At 68.5% G+C, this 18841-nt stretch carries 13 protein-coding genes; 5 read left to right on the top strand and 8 right to left on the bottom strand.

All coding sequences use genetic code 11. The annotated features are described in order from the left end of the window. Nucleotides 1–41: 41 nt before the first annotated feature. Entirely contained in the window at nt 42–704 is a 663-nt protein-coding gene (gene msrA, locus VF557_07120; GenBank protein ID HEX8079964.1) for a peptide-methionine (S)-S-oxide reductase MsrA, read from the top strand. Between the two features lie 70 nt (nt 705–774). Here msrA and VF557_07115 read toward each other — a convergent pair whose 3' ends face one another. Genes VF557_07115 through VF557_07105 form a run of 3 tightly spaced genes read right to left on the bottom strand, consistent with a single transcriptional unit; the run spans nt 775 to nt 2845 of the window. Then, nucleotides 775–1536, bottom strand: a complete 762-nt coding sequence (locus tag VF557_07115) for an AIM24 family protein (protein ID HEX8079963.1) — start codon at nt 1534–1536, stop codon at nt 775–777. Next, the gene (locus tag VF557_07110; GenBank protein ID HEX8079962.1) at nt 1533–2222 is read right to left on the bottom strand and encodes an AIM24 family protein; all 690 of its coding nucleotides are present in this window, start codon (nt 2220–2222) and stop codon (nt 1533–1535) included. Before VF557_07110 ends, VF557_07115 begins: the two co-directional genes overlap by 4 nt. Continuing rightward, the gene (locus VF557_07105) at nt 2219–2845 is read right to left on the bottom strand and encodes an AIM24 family protein (GenBank protein ID HEX8079961.1); all 627 of its coding nucleotides are present in this window, start codon (nt 2843–2845) and stop codon (nt 2219–2221) included. The genes VF557_07110 and VF557_07105 overlap by 4 nt, the downstream gene beginning before the upstream one ends. Before the next feature lie 127 nt (nt 2846–2972). Here VF557_07105 and VF557_07100 point away from each other — a divergent pair, with 127 nt between their 5' ends. Then, nucleotides 2973–4124: a methyltransferase gene (locus tag VF557_07100; GenBank protein HEX8079960.1), complete on the top strand. Its 1152-nt coding sequence runs from the start codon at nt 2973–2975 to the stop codon at nt 4122–4124. Between the two features lie 200 nt (nt 4125–4324). Here the strand turns inward: VF557_07100 and VF557_07095 are convergent, their stop codons facing one another. From VF557_07095 to VF557_07080, 4 genes are read right to left on the bottom strand one after another with little or no spacing between them, the layout of a single operon-like run. Beyond that, on the bottom strand, nt 4325–4774 hold the full coding sequence (locus VF557_07095; GenBank protein ID HEX8079959.1) for a hypothetical protein: 450 nt from the start codon (nt 4772–4774) through the stop codon (nt 4325–4327). After that, nucleotides 4771–8091 (bottom strand): type I restriction endonuclease subunit R, encoded by a 3321-nt coding sequence (locus VF557_07090; protein ID HEX8079958.1) that lies wholly within the window; start codon nt 8089–8091, stop codon nt 4771–4773. Before VF557_07090 ends, VF557_07095 begins: the two co-directional genes overlap by 4 nt. Continuing rightward, a complete protein-coding gene (locus VF557_07085; GenBank protein ID HEX8079957.1) occupies nt 8092–9378 on the bottom strand; it encodes a restriction endonuclease subunit S in 1287 nt (428 codons plus the stop codon). Further along, nucleotides 9375–10925, bottom strand: a complete 1551-nt coding sequence (locus tag VF557_07080; protein HEX8079956.1) for a class I SAM-dependent DNA methyltransferase — start codon at nt 10923–10925, stop codon at nt 9375–9377. Before VF557_07080 ends, VF557_07085 begins: the two co-directional genes overlap by 4 nt. 389 nt (nt 10926–11314) lie before the next feature. Between VF557_07080 and VF557_07075 the strand changes: the two genes are divergently transcribed. The 3 genes from VF557_07075 (at nt 11315) to VF557_07065 (ending at nt 13780) form a co-directional block, all read left to right on the top strand. Then, the gene (locus VF557_07075; GenBank protein ID HEX8079955.1) at nt 11315–12202 is read left to right on the top strand and encodes a DNA-formamidopyrimidine glycosylase family protein; all 888 of its coding nucleotides are present in this window, start codon (nt 11315–11317) and stop codon (nt 12200–12202) included. A gap of 104 nt (nt 12203–12306) precedes the next feature. Next, nucleotides 12307–13239 (top strand): glycerophosphodiester phosphodiesterase family protein, encoded by a 933-nt coding sequence (locus tag VF557_07070; protein HEX8079954.1) that lies wholly within the window; start codon nt 12307–12309, stop codon nt 13237–13239. 118 nt (nt 13240–13357) lie between these two features. Continuing rightward, nucleotides 13358–13780, top strand: a complete 423-nt coding sequence (locus VF557_07065; GenBank protein ID HEX8079953.1) for an ATP-binding protein — start codon at nt 13358–13360, stop codon at nt 13778–13780. 27 nt (nt 13781–13807) lie between these two features. On the opposite strand, the gene VF557_07060 is transcribed toward VF557_07065, so the two are convergent. Beyond that, nucleotides 13808–18631, bottom strand: coding sequence for an NAD-glutamate dehydrogenase (locus VF557_07060; protein HEX8079952.1), 4824 nt, complete (start codon nt 18629–18631; stop codon nt 13808–13810). Nucleotides 18632–18841 lie beyond the last annotated feature (210 nt).

The raw sequence follows: 18841 nt of genomic DNA, 5'->3' as shown, positions 1-18841 counted from the left end.
CAGACTACGCGTCGCTTGCGCGCCCGACGTAGCCTTGAGGAATGAGTTTCCTGCGCCCCAGAACCGGGATGGTCACCGCCGAGACCGCCCTGCCCGGCCGGACCGACTACCGGTTCAGCGTCCCTGAGACCCACCACGTCACCGGCCGCCGGATCCGCGAGCCGTTCGAGCAGGACGGCCTGCAGACCGCGGTGTTCGGCATGGGTTGCTTCTGGGGCGCGGAGAAGGACTTCTGGCAGCACGAGAACGTCTGGTCCACCGCGGTCGGCTATGCCGGTGGCTACACCGAGCACCCGACGTATGAGGAGACCTGCACCGGACTCACCGGCCACGCCGAGGTGGTCCGGGTGATCTTCGACCCGGCCCGGATCAGTTACCCGGAACTGCTAAGCGTGTTCTTCGAGAACCACGACCCGACCCAGGGGATGCGGCAGGGCAACGACATCGGCAGCCAGTACCGCTCGGCGATCTTCTACACCAGCGACTCCCAGCGCGAGCAGGCCGAGGCGGCGGCCAAGGCGTTCGGCCAGCGGCTGGCCGAGGCCGGCTACGGCGCGATCACCACCGAGATCGCCCCGCTGCGCCAGTTCTACTACGCCGAGGACTACCACCAGCAGTACCTGGCCAAGAACCCGAACGGCTACTGCCCGGTGTTCGCCACCGGCGTGAGCTGCCCGGTCGGGCTGTTCGCGCCGTCCTCCTGAGCACGCTGTCCTCCTGAGCACGCCGTCCTCCTGAGCCCGGGTCGCGGTTCGGGCGGGAGGTTGCGTCCGGCTAGGTGCTCTGCTGCGCCAGGCGCTGCTGGATGGACTGCTGCAGCCGCTGCAGGCCGGTCGGGCCCACCAGCGGTAGCTGGCTCTCGACCAGTTGCAGGATGTCGCGGTCAGACCGCACCGCCTCGCTGGACTGGATGAGGACCGTTCCGGCGCCGGTGAAGTCGAACTGGCGTTCCTCACCCGAGGAGGCGCCCATCATGGCCATCGCCGAGCCGAGGAAGCCCGCCATCCAGCCCGCGTCATAGCGGTGGCTCGGGGCCGGGCAGTCCGCCCAGCCGAGCAGCGCCTCGGGGTCGACCCGCAGCGGCGGCTCGGCGAACATCACCGCCCCGGAGGACGAGGCGAGGAACTTGCCCGTCCCGACCAGGGTCAGAAAGCCGGGCACGATCGACTGCTGCAGCGCCAGGCTGCCCTCGAAGGCCAGCAGGTTCGAGGCCTTGATGGTGAGGTTGCCGTCGTCCAGGTCGTAGGAGTTGATCTCGTAGCCCCGGTCTCCGAGCACCAGCTTGCCGTGGCCCTCGGCCACCACCCAGTCCTGGGCGTACAGCGGCGAGGAGAACTGGGCGGTGACCATCTGGAAGATGTGCCCACTCAGGCCGCGACCGCGCACGGCCACGAACTTCAGCGAGCCGTAGAAGGCGATCATGGCGCCCTTGGTCATGAACCAGGGCTGGGTGATCTCCAGCGAGTACGCGTACGGGTTGTCCGGCACGTTGTCGTTGTCAGGCAGCGACATCGCGCTGTGCACCGCGATCGTCATAGCTTCTGCTCCGATGCCTGGACGTAGACGACGCCGTCACCGCTCAGCTGCAGTTGCATGGCCTCCCCGCCTCCCTTACCCACCGCGTCGCGCCAGCCGACCTTGGCCGCGAGCTTGACCTCGACGTTGCCCACGTGACCCACGTAGGCCTGCGGGTCGACGAACGTGCCGCCGCCGGCCCGGACCGGGAGCTCGATGGTGCCGCCGTGGCTGAGCAGCACCACCGCGCCCTGGCCGGAGAGCTGGGTGGTGAACAGGCCCTGGCCGGTGACGGCGCCGCGGACCATGCCGCGCAGCCCGCCGCCGCCCGAGCCGCCCGAGGACAGCGGCACCACCGCGGACTGCAGGTTCGCCGTGTGGGCCAGCAGCCGGCTGGACTCGACCACCAGCCGGTCACCGCGCAGCGGCACCACAGTCACGTGCAGCCCGGCCCGGCCGTAATGGACCTCGCCGTTGCCGGTGGCGACCATCATGATCTGGTGCTCGCCGGCCATGGCCCGTCCGGCCATGCCGACCAGCCCGCCCATGGCTCCCATGGCGCCGCCACCGGCCGCGCCGCCCGGGCCGTGCGGGGTGAACCGGACGTCACCGGTGTAGAAGAGCATCGCGCCCTTGCGGGCCAGCACGTCGCCGCTGGCGGCCAGGTTGATCCTGACCACCTTGGAATTGACCTTCTCGAATGTCATGGTCGCTCCGCGGGCTGGATGTAGACCACACCCTGGCCTTCCCAGCGCAGGGAGTACGGCTCGCCGCTGCCCTCACCCACCACCGAGGCCCAGGAGATATCGGTGATGAAGGACTGGTTCAACTGACCGCGGGCCGCGACGAAGGCGTCCGGGTCGACCACCAGGGGGTACTGGGCGGAGACCTCGAGGCCGATCAGCGGGCCGCCGGCCGACAGGATCGCCACCTGGCCGGTCCCGGTCACCGTCGTGGTGAACAGCCCCTGCCCGGTGGCCGCGCCGCGGACTCCGGCGAACTTGACGTCCATCCGCAGCTGGCCCACCAGGGCCAGCAGCTGGCGCGACTCGATCTGCAGCGTCTCGTTGTTCAGCTCGACCAGCGTGATGTCCTGGGCGTCGAGGGCGAAGTAGACCACCCCCGACCCGGTGCACTCCATCAGGGACAGCGACTCGCCGGTGGCCTTGCGCTTCAGGCCGGCCATCATGCCCTCGCCGCCGCCCATGCCGGCGCTCTTGAACTGCACCTGCCCGTCATAGGCCACCATCGACCCGCTGATCGCGCGGATGCCGGTGTTCTGCAGGTGGGCCTCCAGCACCCGTCGCCCGTTGGTTCTCAGCTGACTCATCGACACTCCCCCTGGTGCCCGGTCGACGGGCCCGTCGGTGAGCCCCCGCCTCGACGCCAGCGACGCTAGCAGCCCAGCGGCTCCCGGTGCCTAAGAACGGCCAGGGCCGGGGTGACATGCTCGCCCGGTGACCGGTCCGGACTTCGATTTCGACTCGCTTCGCCGCCACCCCGATGTGGAGGCGGCCAACCTGTTCGCCGTCGACGCCACCGACCGGCTGCTGCTGGACGAGGCCGCGCCCCGGCTGCGGACCGCCACGCCGGGCTCGGTGGTGCTGGTCAACGACCATTACGGCGCGCTGACCCTGGGCGCGGCCGCCCAGCACGGCCTGGACCGGTTGCGGGTGCACCAGGATCCGCTGTCGGGTGAGCTGGCCCTGGCCGGCAACGCGCAACGGCTGGGACTGACCGGCCGGTACCACCAGCTGCCGCTGGACGCAGCGCTGTTCGAGGCGGCAGAGCTGTTCAGCGCCGCCGAGGTGGTGCTGATCCAGGCGCCCAAGAGCATCGACGCGCTGCGCGAGGCCGTCGAGCTGATCGCCCGGCACGCCGACCCGGACGTGACGGTCTACCTGGGCGGGCGGGTCAAGCACCTGAGCCTGAGCATGAACGACGTGCTGCGGGCCTGCTTCGGCGACGTCCGGGCGGGCTTGGCGCGACAGAAGTCGCGGGTGATCACCGCGCGCGAACCGCGCCGGGAGGTGGCCGGATCAGGCTTTCCGCGCCGGGAGTTCCTGGCCGAAGCCGGCCTGTGGGTGTGCGCGCACGGGGCGGTCTTCGCCGACACCAAGCTCGACCTCGGCACCCGGCAGTTGCTGGCGATGCTGGATCGGATGGCGCCCGAAGCCGACACGGCGGTCGACCTCGGCTGCGGCACCGGGATCCTGGCGGCGGCGCTGGCCAAGGCCCGCCCGGGGCTTCGGGTGATCGCCACCGACGAGTCCGCCGCGGCGGTGGCCTCGGCGCGGGCGACGATGCTGGCCAACGAGGTGGCCGACCGGGTCAGCGTCCGGCGCGAGGACGCGATGAGCGGGCTCGCCGACGCCAGCGCCGACCTGATCGTCTGCAACCCGCCGTTCCACGTGGGCGCCACCGTCAACCCGGCCGCGGCACTCAAGCTGTTCCGAGCAGCCGGGCGGGTGCTGCGTCCCGGCGGACAGTTGTGGACCGTGTACAACTCGCACCTGGACCACCGGCGCAGCCTGGAACGCCACATCGGCAGCACCCGGCAGGCGCATCGCGATACCAAGTTCACCGTGACGGTGTCGGTCCGGCGCTGAGTAGGTCAGCCGAGCTTGTTCGCTCTAGGCGGCGAGCTGGCCTACCCCGGACAGGTCCCCTCGTTGCCGAATCCGAGTGGATGGACGACTCGGAGACGCGGTCAACCAACTCTTGGAATGCGGCCACCCTTGTTCCTGGAACGTCCGAATGCGGGTCGGTCTTAGGGAAGGTGGGACGCGTCTGTGTTGACGCCTCCTGCCTAGCTGCGCTTACCGCGCCCAACGTTCTGCGGCGACACCCACGGCCGGTGAATGCCCGCAAGCTTGTCCTCATGCACAAGTTGAGCGCGCGTCGGACGCAGTCGGGGTTGCCGCTCCGTGGCGATCTGCCGGGCCAGCCGACGATCGGCCTTGCTCAGCAGTGCCTCCGCCTCGCGGACGCTTGCGGCCTCCACCTTGCGGACGGACTTCGACTTCCCGGTCCCGCGCCGCTGCACAAGCAGTGCCTCGATCAGGCGACGCATCTGCGGCGTCGCGGCCCGCCCTTCGGGCGTGGCCAGCGACTTCCGGCGTGCCCGGACCTCGGAGCAGGGTGCGCATTGCCCAGGAAGCAGGTCGTGCTCACACCGAGCCGCGGGCGGTGACATTTCAGAAACCTTCACCGTCTGAGGCTTGGCGCCCGGGTTCGCGGCTTCGCGACCCGCGCTCATGAGTCACTGCCCGGTGCGTCGAGCTCGGCGGCTACCCGCGCCGCGAACTGCGGATCGCTGCGGATCCGCTCGACCACTGCAACGGAGATCCGGTTCACGTCGAGAGGCCCGGCAGGGACCCCGGACTGCGTCCCGTCCCCGGCCGGCAATGCGCGCATCGAGTAGACGCTCGATCCATCGTCGCCGTAAGCGGTGAGGACGTGGTTGTAGACCGCCTCGACCTTGAGGTCGAAGACGGTCGGCGGGTACGGGTCAGCGGGCAGGTCCTCATCCAGCGAACGCTTGATGGTGACGAGGACGTTGGCGGAGGCGTCGGCCTTGCGGCGCCAGTCGAGGACGAGCTTGTCGTGCAGGTGAGTGAGTAGCTTCTTCGCGCTTCCCCGTACGGTCTCGGCTTGCTCGTCGGTGAGGACCGGGTCAGGTTTGGTGAGCAGGTCAAAGATGGCCAGCTCTTCCTCGGTGAGTCCCTCGCGGCCGGCGCGCTGCTCCTCGTCGGTGAGCGTCTTCGACAGCTCGATGAGGCGACGCAAATACTCGTCGATGTTGATGCTTCCGGCGTTGTAGTCGGCGATCAGGGCCTCGATGCGTTCCACGAGGTCGTACCGGGTGGGGTTGCGAGTCGCTGCGCCGATCGCCCGCTGCTTCAGCAGCTGGGCGAGGCGGTCGGTTTCGGCGCGCTTACGGCCAGCGAACTTCTTCGCCAGCCCGTCGAAGTCGATCTGGGACAGGTCGATCAGCGGATCCGGGTTGCTCCCGTCCGCAGCTGCGCGGATGACGTACTCCTCGGCCCCGACTGATCGGTCGAGCAGCTTCTCGACGGCGTCGGCGACTTCTGCGATGTCCGCCTTCGGTGTTCGGGTGACATCGGCGATGCGCTCGGCCACGACCCGGATCGCGGCTACGGTGCGCTGCTGTGCCGCGGCCGTGGGGTCCGGGAGTAGCGCCTTGAACAGCTTGCGTACGTGCCGAGCGCCAGCCATGAAGGTCGTGCGGGTCTCCTCATCCACCAGTAGCGCTTCCACTGCGGCGTCGCGCAGCGCGACGTGCTGGAAGCCTTGTGCGTCGCGCATGGTGGGCAGGTCGACACCTTGCGCCGCGCAGAAGGTGAAGAGTTGGTTCACGGCTTCGCCCAGGGCGGCGACAAGCTCGTCGATGATCTCGATGGGCGAGCCGACATCCACACCAGTGTTCGCGGCGCCGTAGATCGCCAGAGCTTTTTCAAGGTTCCGGAACACGCCTACGTAGTCGACGATGAGTCCGTTGTCCTTCTCTGGGAAGACGCGGTTGGCTCGGGCGATGGTCTGCATGAGGCTGTGATTGCGCATCGGCCGGTCGAGGTAGATGGTCGACACGCTGGGGGCATCAAATCCGGTCATCCACATGGCGCAGACGAAGACCAGACGCAGCCGATCGTCCGGGTCCTTGAACTTCTCGGCGAGGTCTTCGGTGTTCATCCTGGCGCGGTGAGGTCGGATGTCCAGGCCGAGCGCGTCGAGGTGACTGAGTTCGTTCTGGCTCTGGGAGACGACGACCGCCATGTCGGTCGTCTCCATCAGTTCGATGCGACTGGCCAGCCATGGCCGCTCCAGCTCGGGCAGCGCGTCGTGCTGGGTGCGCAGCTCGGCGAGGTGCTCTGCCCAGGCATCCTTCACCAGGTCGTGCATGCGCACGGCGGCGGCCTTGTCGAGGCCGACGTACATGGCCTTGCCGGTGAAGCCTCGGCCGACGAAGTGGGCGACGAGGTCCTTCGCGATCTTCTGTAGGCGCTCAGGTCGCGTGAGCAGGGTGTACTGCTTGCCGAACTTCTTGGCGAGCTCGCCCTCGGCTTCCTCGTCGACCTCAGCCGTCTCGAGCAGCGACTCGAGTTCGTCGGCGAAGTCAGCGTTGACCAGCTGCAGCTCGGGGATGCGGTTCTCGTAGTACAGCGGGACGGTCGAGCCGTCCTCAATGGCCGCGCGGAAGTTGTAGACGCTGACGTAGTCACCGAACTGCTGCTTGGTGAGTTCCTCACCCGCAACCAGGGGCGTGCCGGTGAAGCCCATGAACGAGGCGTTGGGCAGCGCCCGACGCATGTTCAGCGCGAGAGTGTCGTACTGGCTACGGTGTGCCTCATCCGTGATGACGATGACGTCGTCCCGAGCAGACAGCACCGGCATCAGCGCTTCGTCGCGGGTGGTCTGGAACTTCTGGATGAGCGTGAACACATACCGGTGGTCAGCGGAGAGCAGCTCACGGAGGTTCGCGATTGAGCCGGCGTGTACCTGGGCCTCCTTGGCGATCGCGCCCGCGTCGGCGAACTCCCCGTGCAATTGGTCGTCCAGTTCCTTGCGGTCGGTGACCATGACGAAGGTCCACTTGCCGGCAATCTGCCGGAGCACCTTTTGGGTGAACCACAGCATGGACAGGGACTTGCCGGAGCCCTGGGTGTGCCAGAAAACACCGAGGCGCTTGTCGCCGGTGGAGCGCACCTTGTACAGGTTGTCGATCGCGGCGTTGACGCCGTGATACTGGTGGCTACGAGCCACCGCCTTGATGAGACCGCCGGGCCGCTCGATGTAGGCGAGGAAGTTCTCGATGAGGTCCAGCAGTACGTGCGGCGTGCAGGTGCCCCGCAGTGCCGTGTCCAGGGCGATGACGCCGCGATTGCCTGCGGCGTCGATGACCTTCCAGTCGGAGAAGAACTCCCACGGCGCGAACGAGGAGCCGACCTTCGCCTCGCTGCCGTTGGAGAGCAACACGAGGCCGTTGGGGATAAACAGTGCCGGGATGGTGTCGCGGTAGTCAGTGAGGTTGTCGTCGTATGCGTGCTTCACCGGCTTGTTGGGTTCCTTGAACTCCAACAGCACAAGAGGGATGCCGTTGACGAATAAGACAGTGTCGGGGCGACGCTTGTGCAAGTCACCGGTGATCCAGATCTGACTGGCGGCGACCCAGTCGTTCTTGGTCGAGTCCCGGAAGTCGATGTACGCCACCGTCGCGTACTGCCGATCACCGCTCTCCTCCCACTCACCCTTGAAACCGTCACGGAGGAGGTCATAAACTTCGCGGTTCGCGCGCACGCGGTCTATGAGGGATCGGTCCCGGGTTATCGCGGTGAGCGCTTCTTCGCGAACGGCCTCAGGGACGAGCGGGTTGAGGTCGCGTAACGCGTCACGGAGACGGTGCATGAGAAAGACGTCGCGAGCCGAGTCTCGGCCAAGGGTGCCGGCCGGACCGAAGGTCTCGCCGAAGGCGCTGACGTGCGTCCACCCGAGCTCTTCTAGCAGCTCCAGGCTTGGCCCCTCAACCAACCCCGCTTCGGTGTACGCACCGGCCATCTACGCCACCGCACCCTCAAGCAGCGCATCTAGATCGAGGGACGAGACGTCGATCTGCCCGGTCACAAGCCTCGGCAACAAAGCGTCGCGAATACTCGCGAGATGTGCGGACTGCATAGCGAGCATCTGCGCAAGCGTCAAAAGTGGCTCGACAGCATCGCCGAAGCTCTGAGCGATTGACACTGGTGGCAGGACCACCGCCATTTCACTCAGCACCTTCGACCACTTCGCATATGGGATCGTGCTGCCTGATGAATGGCTCGCGGCGTATGCGACCGTCCCATCATCGGCTAGCGTCATGACCGCGTAGTGGTATCGCTCTGGGTCCGGGCGCAGGACGAAGCATGTTGACCGCGTGACGCCGTCAAATGGCGCAATACAGACCTTGTGGAAGTAGGCACGCATCGCACCGAACAGAACGTCGCCGGCGGTGAACAGTCTGAGACTGCTCGCGGCCTCTCTGCCAGGGCGAAATGCCTTCAACGTAACCGATCGGCGGTCGATTTCATCGATCGGTACGTACGGAAGCTCTGCTGTGGCGGCGGACGGGGATACCGCGTTTCTGATCTCTACGGCGAGGACGCCAAGTGTGCCGAGCACCCATCCGTCGGGGATGGGCCCAAGAACGGAGTCGACGAAATCGACGTCCTCGTTGCCGGGGAAGCGGAAGTGGACGAACCACTCGCGGTAGATCGCCCGCGCCATCTCCTCCAACACCTCAACGCGCCGCTGGTTGTTCTCGATCAGGTCGTCGATCAGGCCGAGAATTCTTGAAATGTGTTGCTGAGTCCTGAGCGAAGGCAGCCGGACGCGGACCTCCTTGAGCTGACCCAGATTGAAGCCGGGAACGGCCGCTCCTATCGCCTGGCCAGTCACCGCGCGAACCAATTCGGGGCTCGACAATAGGTAATAGAGGAATGTCGAGTCGACCCTTTTCGGGTCGGGCGTAAGTTTCATTTGCTTGTTCGACACGACATATGCATCATATCGAGATCGCTTGTCGACCAGCCCAATCTGGCCGACTGTCCCCCAGCAAGTAAAGACCAGATCACCTTTTCGGGCGAAGCTCCGCTTGAACTCCGCAGCCTTGGCCGCAGTCAGAAAGGCGAGGCCCTCATCGTTCAAGCGGACGCCGACGTCTAGGCTCAGATTCGACCCGCGGATCACCGGCACCCCGTCGCTGACAAAGTTTTTCGCGCTTATAGCAGATCCAAATGGGCCCGTAGCAAGAGCGTGCGGATCAGAGCTTGCTATCTCCGCCACCGTGACATTGGACCACTCGGTCATGCGTCGAGGATCCCTTGGATCGCGGTGTCGACCTTGGCTCGCATGAGGTCGGCTTCATCGGACAGGCGCGAGAATTCTTCGTAAAGTTCAGCGAGTTTCTCGTTGAAGTTCTCGCCGTCGTCCTTGATGGCGGCGGTGCCGGTGTAGCGGCCAGGGTTGAGGCTCCAGCCTTGGTGCTCGATCTCGACACGGGTCGATACCTTGCAAAGCCCGGCAACATCGGCGTACTTCCCGTCCGGGAAGTTCTCCTTGAGCAGCGTCTCGCTGCCGTCGATCGTCTCAACCTCCTCGCCTCGGTAGAGGCGCACGATGTTGGCGAGGAACTCGATGTGCTCGGGCATGAAGTCGCGGTGCGCACGGTCGACCTGCCGGTACCAGTGCCGGGCGTCGATGAACAGCACCTGATCCTCGCGCTCGGCGCCGGCCTTGCCGCGGTCGAGGAACCACAGGGTCACCGGCAGGGTCACGGTGTAGAAGAAGTTAGTGCCGATCGCGATCATCACGTCGACCGCGCCGGACTCGATGAGTTTCCTACGGATGTCGCGTTCGGAGTGCCCTGCGTCCCCGGCTGAATTCGCCATGACGAAGCCGGCCCGACCGGTGCCGTTCAGCGCTGAGTAGAACTGCTGAATCCAGAGGTAATTCGCGTTGTCCGACTTCGGAAGGCCGAACGGGAACCGTTCGAGTGCGCCGAGCTTGGTCTTGTCGACCTTATCCACATTGAAGGGTGGGTTCGCCATAACGAAGTCGAACGTGCCGGTGACGCTGTGCGGATCTTCGTAGTAGGTATTCGCCAGGCGGATGTCGCCGGACAGGCCGTGCATCGCGAGGTTCATCTTCGCCAGCGGCACGGTCTCCTCGGTCTTCTCCGTGCCGAAGATCGAGAGCGCTTTGGTAGCCGACTCGTGGTGCCGCTCGACGAACTTCGCGCATTGGACGAACATGCCGCCAGACCCGCAGGCCGGGTCGAGCACGCGGCCATGGAAGGGCTCAATCACGTCTACGATCAGCCGAACGATGGAGTATGGCGTGAAGAACTCGCCCCCCAGTCGACCTTCCTGCGAGGCGAAATTCGACAGGAAGTCCTCGTAGATCAGGCCGAAGGCGTCGCCGGAGAGCTGACGGGGCAGTGGTGCGAAGAGCCGAAGCAGTTCGATGAGGGTCGAGCGGTCGAGGCGCTGGTATCCGCGAGGGAGGATGTCTTTCAGGTCCGGGTTCGCGTTCTCGATCGCCTTGATCGCTCCGTCAACGGCCTTGCCGACATCTTCACCCTCAGGCAGGTTCACCAGATTCGACAGACGCGCCAACTCGGGGACAAACAGTACAGACTTGGCGCGATAGTCACCCGGAGTCACCGGCCGACGGGCGGTTACCTGCGCCTCGAGCCCCGGCCGAACTTCCTCGAAGCGGTGCTCGGCGTAAGCGAGGAAGATAAGGCCGAGGACCGGCTGACGGTACTGGACCGCGGTGAGCTTCGAGTTGGCCCGCAACTCGTCCGCGGCAGCCCACAGGGTCCGTCGTACGGCAGCCAGGTCAGTGCTCTTCACTCGCGGCCTCTCGCACATAGGATTGATCGACATGGGAAGGTTATCGCCACCTGGCCCGGTGTGCCGAGGGCAGCGCCCGGTTCCCCGATTTCTTTCCATACGCCCTCTCCCCTGGAGCTACGACAGCGCCGGCCGGTGCCTCGGGGTCTGGCAGTGCACCTACGACGTCCTCGGCAGGCAGACCACCGTCCCGGCTTCCGACGCTTCCAACCCGGGGCTGGAGAGACGACGCTGGGCTAATCCGACGACGACCTGCCGCACGGTGGCCCAGAATGGCGCTACAACCACCTTCACCTCGACTCCGCGGGCCGGCCGCCTGCCGGCGAAGGCGACGACCCGCTACGTCGAATCCATCAGCGACCCGGACCCGCCCCAGTAGGCTGAGGCGCATGCCGGAGCTACCGGAGATCGAGGCGCTGGCCGCGTTCCTGCGCGAGCACGCCGTCGAGCGGACCGTGGTTCGCTCCGACGTGGCCGCGTTCAGCGTCATCAAGACCTTCGACCCGCCGCTGACCGCGCTGAACGGGTTGACCGTCACCGGCGCCGGCCGGTACGGCAAGTTCCTCGACCTCGAGGTGGACGGCCTGCACCTGGTCACCCACCTGTCCCGCGCGGGCTGGCTGCAGTGGCGCGAGAAGCTGTCACCGGCGCCGCCCAAGCCGGGCCGCGGGCCGCTGGCCTTCCGGCTGCACCTGGCGCCGGGGGTCGACTCCGACGAGGATCCCGATGCCCCGCCGGCCGGCTTCGACCTGACCGAGGCCGGCACCCAGAAACGGCTGGCGGTCTACCTGGTGCGCGATCCGCTGGAGGTGCCCGGCATCGCCCGGCTGGGGCCCGACGCGATGCAGATCGACCTCGATGCCTTTGCCGCCCTACTGGCCGGCGAGCGCGCCCAGATCAAGGGGGTGCTGACCAGCCAGTCGGTGCTGGCCGGCATCGGCAACGCCTACTCCGACGAGATCCTGCACGCGGCCAGGATCTCGCCGTTCGCGATCGCCGCCCGGCTGACCGAGTCCCAGGTCAGCGCCCTCTACAGCGCCATGCGTGCCACCCTGACCGACGCGGTGGCCCGGTCGGTGGGCCAACGGGCCGCCACCCTGAAGTCGGAGAAGCGCAGCGGCCTGGCGGTGCACGCCCGCACCGGGCTGCCGTGCCCGGTGTGCGGTGACACGGTGCGCGAGGTGTCCTTCGCCGACAAGTCGCTTCAGTACTGCCCGACCTGCCAGACCGGCGGCAAGAACCTGGCCGATCGGCGGCTGTCCCGGCTGGTGAAGTGAGCACGCTGTAAGGAAGTTTTGCGGCGAGGCGGGGTGCCCTAGCCGAAGCGATGAGGGCAGACTAGGCACCGTGAGTGAACTCGGACCGAGCCAGGTCTGACGCCATGGCACGCCCGCTGTCGCGCTCCCGCGGCCGTCCGGCCCTGGGGCCGAACCCGAACCCGCTGGTGATCGCCCACCGCGGCGCCTCCGACGGTGTCGCCGAGCACACCCTGCCCGCCTACCTGGCGGCGATCGACACCGGCGTGGACGGCCTGGAATGCGACGTCCGGCTGACCCGCGACGGTCACCTGGTCTGCGTGCACGACCGCACCGTCAACCGCACGTCCAACGGCAGCGGCATCGTCAGCGAGCTGGACCTCGCGGGCCTGCAGGAGCTGGACTTCCTGTCCTGGCACGACGAGCTGCCCAGCTCGGCCGACGAGCTGGTGGCCGACTCGCCCTACCTGGCCGGGGTCGCCCCCGATCACGAGATGCCGGGCAGCTCCGCGGTGCTGACCCTGGAGAAACTGCTGGGCGTGGTCGCCGACGCCGGCCGGCCGCTGCGGCTGCTGATCGAGACCAAGCATCCGACCCGCTACGGCGGGCTGGTGGAGCAGGAGCTGGTGCGGCTGCTACGCCGCTTCGGCTGGGCCGGGGCCGGCAACCAAGCGGCCCGGGCTGACGCCGGGCCCGACGGCGAGCTGAAGGCCGACGAGCCGGTGACGATCATGAGCTTCGCTCCGACCGCCCTGCGCCGGATCCGGCTGCTGGCGCCGTCGGTGCCGCTGACCCTGCTGGCCGACGAGCGCCGGATACCGCCGCTGCGCCGGGACGGCACGCTGCCGGCCGGGGTGCACATCAGCGGGCCGGGAATCCGGGTGCTGCGCTCGGAGCCGGACTACGTCGAGCGGGCCCACCAGGCCGGCAACCGGGTGTTCTGCTGGACGGTGGACCACCCGGAGGACGTCGAGCTGGTCCGCCGGCTCGGAGTGGACGCGATCATCACCAACCGCCCGGCGGCAGTGCTGGCCCAGCTGCGGCCCGACGAGGGCTGATCGCCTGGCGTACCTGGGCAAGCGCGGTCAAGGTTTACCGGGACGCGCGGCTGGGTACAAACCTGACATCGGCAGCGCGGACCCATCCCGCTGCCCCGGCTGTGGGAGTGGTTCCAGGGTGTCGACGCTGTGGCTCGGCCATACCCCGAGCAGCGCCGCGCTCGCCCGCCGGAGCGTGCTGGCCGCCTTCGACGACGCGGGCCTGACCGGCGAGCCGGCCCTGGACGCGGCGCTGATCGCCAGCGAGCTGGTCGGCAACGCGGTCCGCCATGCCTCGCCGCTGCCGTCCGGACAGCTCGCCGTCAGCTGGGTCCTCGACGCCGAGGGCTACCAGATCTCGGTGACCGACGGCGGCGGCATGTCAGACCCCGACAGCCTGACCGGCGGCGTCTCGGCCCGGCAGGCCGGTGCCCGGGACACCGCGGGCCGCGGCCTGCGGATCGTGGCCGAGCTGGCCGACAGCTGGGGGGTGGCGACCGATGACGACGGCGCCACCACCGTCTGGGCTCGCGCCAGCACGCCCGCCTGCGCCGCTCGGTAAGCCGAGCCGTTCGGTTAGCCGAGCCGCTCAGTGCGCTGACTTGACCGCCGAGGACGGCAAGCCGCGCATCACCCGCAGCACCACCGACAGCGTCGCCAGGTCCACCCGGTCCCGCGACAGCGCCTCGGCGAAGGTGGCCGTGGCCCGCTCCATCCGCTCCGGGTTGCGTTCGGCCCAGTTGGTCAGCCGCTCGGTGGCCAGCAGCGACGGGTCGGTGTCCTTGAGCACCGAGGTGGTGACGGCGGCCAGCGCCGCGTAGACGTCATGCCGGATCGCCGCCCGGGCCAGCGCTGACCACCGGTCATCGCGAGGCAGGGCGGTGACGGCGGAGAGGATGTCATCGACGCTCAACCGCTCTGACAGCGCGAAGTGCAGGTCGGCCACCTCGGCGGCCGGCCGGTTGTTGGCCACGGCGATCTCGACCACGTCCAGCAGCAGGAACGAGGTGAGCAGGTAGGTGATCTGCAGCGCCAGATCGCGGGGCAGCCCGTGCCCGACCAGCCGGTCGACCTCGGCGTAGAGGTTCTCCCGCTCCCGGCCGCGCAGCAGTTCGGGAACCTTCGGTGTCAGCGCGGCCACGGTGGGGCCGAACCGCTCGATCTCAGCGGTCACGTCGCTGATCGGGAAGCGGACGTCCACCAGCCAGCGCACCGCGCGGTCCATCGTCCGGCGCACCTCGCGGTAGCCGATGTGCTGGGCGTCGGTGCTGACCTGGTTGTCCAGCGCCTCCAGGTCGGCCCAGATCTTCTCCAGGCCGAACACCTCCCGGACCACCGTGTAGGCCCGCGCGATCTGGGCGGCGTCGGCCGCGGTCTCCTCCTGCGCCCGGAACACGAAGCTGGAGCCGCCCCGGTTGACCAGGTCGTTGACCACCCAGGTGGTGATGATCTCGCGGTGCAGCGGGTGCGCGGCCAGGTTGTCGGCGAACTGCTCGGCGATCGCGCGCGGGAAGTAGGTCCGCAGCGCCCGCTGGAACCAGGGCTCGTCGGGCAGAGTGGAGGCGCCCAGCCGCTCGGCAAGGGAGATCTTGACGTAGGCGGTCAGCACCGCCAGCTCGGGTGAGGTCAGGCCGACGCCCTCAGCCTCCCGGGCGGCCAACTCCTTGTCGGTGGGCAGCGCCTCCAGGTCGCGGTGCAGCTCGCCGGCCTTCTCCAGCTCCTTGATCAGCCGCCGGTGCACCGACACCAGCGACTTGGCGCCGTGCCGGGCGATGCCGAGCAGGACGTTCTGCTCGTAGTTGTCCCGCAGCACCAGCGCCGCGACCTCGTCGGTGACCGAGGCGAGCAGGCTGTTGCGGTGCGCCACGTCGATCTGCTTGGCCTGCACCGCGTGGTCGAGCAGGATCTTGATGTTCACCTCGTGGTCGGAGGTGTCCACGCCGGCGGAGTTGTCGATGGCGTCGGTGTTGATCCGGCCGCCCGAGCGGGCGAACTCGATCCGGCCGCGCTGGGTGAACCCAAGGTTGCCGCCCTCACCGACCACCCGGGCCCGCAGCTGGTTGCCGTCGGCCCGCAGGGCGTCGTTGGCCTTGTCGCCGGCGTCGGCGTCGGACTCGGTGGAGGCCTTGACGTAGGTTCCGATGCCGCCGTTCCACAGCAGGTCCACCGGGGCGGTCAGGATCGCGTGGATCAGCGCGGTCGGGGTCATCGTGACCGCACCCGCCGCGATGCCCAGCGCCGCGGCGGCCTCGGCCGAGACCTCGATGTTCTTCTGGGTGCGGGGAAACACCCCGCCGCCGGCCGAGAGCAGTTCGGCGTTGTAGTCGGCCCAGCTGGAGCGGGGCAGTGCGAACAGCCGGGCGCGCTCGTCGAAGGAGGCACCCGGGTCGGGGTCCGGGTCGAGGAAGATGTGCCGGTGGTCGAAGGCGGCCACCAGCCGGATGTGGCGCGAGAGCAGCATCCCGTTGCCGAACACGTCACCGGACATGTCACCGATGCCGACCACGGTGAAGTCCTCGGCCTGGGTGTCGGTGCCGAACTCGCGGAAATGGTACTTCACCGACTCCCAGGCGCCCCTGGCGGTGATGCCCATCGCCTTGTGGTCATAGCCCACCGAGCCGCCGGAGGCGAAGGCGTCGCCGAGCCAGAAGCCGCGCTCGATCGCGATCCCGTTGGCGATGTCGGAGAAGGTGGCGGTGCCCTTGTCGGCGGCCACCACCAGGTAGGGGTCATCGCCGTCGTAGCAGCGGGTGGCCGGCGGCTTGGCGACGTACTGGTTGCCCTCGGAATCCCGGCGGAAGTTGTCGGTCAGCTCCAGCAGCGAGGTGATGAAGCTCTTGTAGCAGGCGATGCCCTCGGCCAGCCACGCGTCCCGGTCCACCGCCGGGTCGGGCAGCCGCTTGGCGACGAAGCCGCCCTTGGAGCCGACCGGCACGATCACGGTGTTCTTCACCATCTGCGCCTTGACCAGGCCGAGCACCTCGGTGCGGAAGTCCTCGCGGCGGTCAGACCAGCGCAGGCCACCCCGGGCCACCGACCCGAACCGCAGGTGCACGCCCTCGACCCGGGGCGAGTAGACCCAGATCTCGTACTTCGGACGCGGCTCGGGAAGCTCGCCGATGGCCTGCGGGTCGAGCTTGACCGCGAAGGTCGCGGGGCCCGCGCCCGCCTCGTCGCGGCGGTAGTAGTTGGTGCGCAGGGTGGCGGTGATCAGGTTGAGCAGCGAGCGCAGGATGCGGTCCTGGTCCAGGCTGGACACCTCGGCCAGCGCCAGGTCGAGCTCGGCCCGGATGCCGTCCTGGAGCTTGGCGCCCGACGGGTCGGCCGGGTCCTCGCGCTCAGGGTTGAACCGGGCGTCGAACAGCTCCACCAGCAGCGCGGCGATCGCGTGGTGCTGGCTCAGGGCCTCCTCGACGTAGCCCTGGCTGAAGGTGGTGCCGGCCTGGCGCAGGTACTTGGCGTAGGCCCGCAGCACGGTGACCTGCTGCCAGGTCAGCCCTGCTCGCACCACCAGGGCGTTGAAGCCGTCCTGCTCGACGCCGCCGGCCCAGAGCACCCGCAGGGTGTCGATCACGGCCGCCGAGCGCTCGGGTGAGAAGTCCACCCCCTCACCGAGCTTGAGCCCGAAGTCATAGATCCAGGACGTCGTCCCGTCGACACGCTCGACCTCGTAGGGCCGCTCGTCGAGCACCTCGATGCCCATCAGCTCCAGCATCGGCAACGTGCGGCCCAGCGACAGCGGGGCGCCGGTCCGGAAGATCTTCAGCCGGCGGTCGGCCGGATCGTCGGCGGCGGGGGTGTAGACCTCGAAGCTCAGGCCGTCGACGTCGGGCAGCCCCTCCAGCCGGCGCAGGTCGAGCACGGCCGTGGAGGCGCCGAAATCCTCCTTGTACGCCTCGGGAAACGCCCCGGAGTAGCGGCGCAGCAACCGGTCGGCCTCCTGCTCGCCGACGCCGACGGTGAGCAGGTCGGCCAGATCGTCACTCCACCGGCGGGTCACCTGAGCGACCTTGGACTCGACCGCCGCCCGATCCGGGTTGGGAACCTCCTCGCCGGCCCGCAGCGCGATCAGGAACTGCATCCGGGCCAGCCCGAGCTCCACGATCCGGTCGTCGCGGCCGATGATCTTGCCGGGCCAGTACGTCAGCACCACCTCGCGCACCTTGCGCCGGGTCTCCGGGCCCAGCCGGTCGCCGGGGAAGTAGACCAGGACGGTGACGAAGTCGCGGTTGAGGTGCACCCGGGCGAACACCCCGATGCCCCCGCGCTCGGCCCGGTCCACCACCAGCTGCGAGAGCTTGAGCAGGTCCGGCGCGGGCGCCTCGAGCAGCTCGTCGCGGGGCAGCGTGCGCAGCGCGGCCAGCAGCTGCCGGCCGGTGTGGCTGTTGGCCCGGGCGCCGGAGCGGTGCAGCACCTCGGCGATCCGGCGCCGGACCACCGGCACCCGGCCCACCGTGCCGTCGGTCTCGTCGGTGATCAGGCCGAGGAAGACGTGGATCTTCGGGGCCTCGCCGTCGCGGGCCGGGGCGATCACCGTGACGCAGTCATAGCGGGTCGAGCGGCGCACCGTCGAGACCATCGGGGACTTGAAGATCACCAGGGGCGCCCCGGACCGGTAGGCCGGCAGCAGCTCCAGCGGCGAGATGCTGGCCGCGCCGCGCAGCACGCCGCGCTCGGTGCTGGTCGAGGTGGAAGACCGGGACGGGTTGGTCAGCTCGTTGGCCGAGTAGGCCGCGTGGCCCAGGATCATGAAGTTGCCGTCGGCCAGCCAGCGCAGCAGCTCGCCGGCCTCGCACGAGGTGTCCCGGTCGAACTCGCCCGGGTCGGCCTCGATCCGGTCGGCCAGCTCGCGGATCAACCGGTACAGGTCCGGGGCGTCGGCCACCGCGTTGTGCACGTCGGTGATCACCCGGCGCAGGTCCGCGGCCACCCGGTCGTGCTCGGAGTCCGGGATCAGGGTGGTCTCGATGTGCATCCAGGACTCGGCGCTCGCGCCCTCGGGAACCTCGGCGGTGTCCTCGAGGTCCAGCACCTGGACGATCACCCCGTCGGCGTCGCGGCACACCACGATCTGGGGATGCAGGAAGTGCTCGATGATGTGGCCGGTGCGCTCCAGCTCGGCCCGGGTCGAGTCCACCAGGTACGGCGCGTCCTCGGTGACCAGGTCGATGCTGGTCCCCTCGCCGTCCAGATCGGCGATCCAGACCACCGTCTCACCCGGCTCGCGGGTGCGCGCCGCCTGGAAGTGCTGGCGGGCCAGCTCGGTCAGCGCGCGGGCCGGCCGGCCGGGAAGCTGCACCGGGGCCCGCATCAGGTAGCGACGCAGGAACACGTCCTCATCCGGCGGTCCGGTGGCGGGATCGGTCGGTCCCGCGTCATCGGTCGGTCCCGCGTCCGCGGAAAGCTCGGTCATCGCGATGTCACCTCGTTGTGACGGGCATTGACTCGGGCCGGATGCCTGCCCCTGGCATCGCGCCCTGACTTAATTGGACCACAGCGAGCGCGCCGGTTCCCTGAGACCATCACCTGCCGCCTCTCCGCGCGTGATCCTGTGCGTGATCCGTCGAGCCTGCCCAGCCTAGGGGGCGCCACGCCACCTCAGGGCGGTAGCTGTCGTCGTGTC

The sequence above is a fragment of the Jatrophihabitans sp. genome, assembly GCA_036389035.1.
Lineage (GTDB): Bacteria > Actinomycetota > Actinomycetes > Mycobacteriales > Jatrophihabitantaceae > Jatrophihabitans_A.
The sequence above is the reverse complement of the archived record's forward strand: the minus strand, read 5'-3'. Positions and strand labels throughout refer to the sequence as shown.

Excerpts from the sequence above, each read along its gene's own strand:
- msrA (HEX8079964.1), top strand. The coding sequence starts at position 42 with ATGAGTTTCCTGCGCCCCAGAACCGGGATGGTCACCGCCGAGACCGCC.
- VF557_07115 (HEX8079963.1), bottom strand. The coding sequence starts at position 1,536 with ATGACGATCGCGGTGCACAGCGCGATGTCGCTGCCTGACAACGACAAC.
- VF557_07110 (HEX8079962.1), bottom strand. The coding sequence starts at position 2,222 with ATGACATTCGAGAAGGTCAATTCCAAGGTGGTCAGGATCAACCTGGCC.
- VF557_07105 (HEX8079961.1), bottom strand. The coding sequence starts at position 2,845 with ATGAGTCAGCTGAGAACCAACGGGCGACGGGTGCTGGAGGCCCACCTG.
- VF557_07095 (HEX8079959.1), bottom strand. The coding sequence starts at position 4,774 with ATGAGCGCGGGTCGCGAAGCCGCGAACCCGGGCGCCAAGCCTCAGACG.
- VF557_07090 (HEX8079958.1), bottom strand. The coding sequence starts at position 8,091 with ATGGCCGGTGCGTACACCGAAGCGGGGTTGGTTGAGGGGCCAAGCCTG.
- VF557_07085 (HEX8079957.1), bottom strand. The coding sequence starts at position 9,378 with ATGACCGAGTGGTCCAATGTCACGGTGGCGGAGATAGCAAGCTCTGAT.
- VF557_07075 (HEX8079955.1), top strand. The coding sequence starts at position 11,315 with ATGCCGGAGCTACCGGAGATCGAGGCGCTGGCCGCGTTCCTGCGCGAG.
- VF557_07070 (HEX8079954.1), top strand. The coding sequence starts at position 12,307 with ATGGCACGCCCGCTGTCGCGCTCCCGCGGCCGTCCGGCCCTGGGGCCG.
- VF557_07060 (HEX8079952.1), bottom strand. The coding sequence starts at position 18,631 with ATGACCGAGCTTTCCGCGGACGCGGGACCGACCGATGACGCGGGACCG.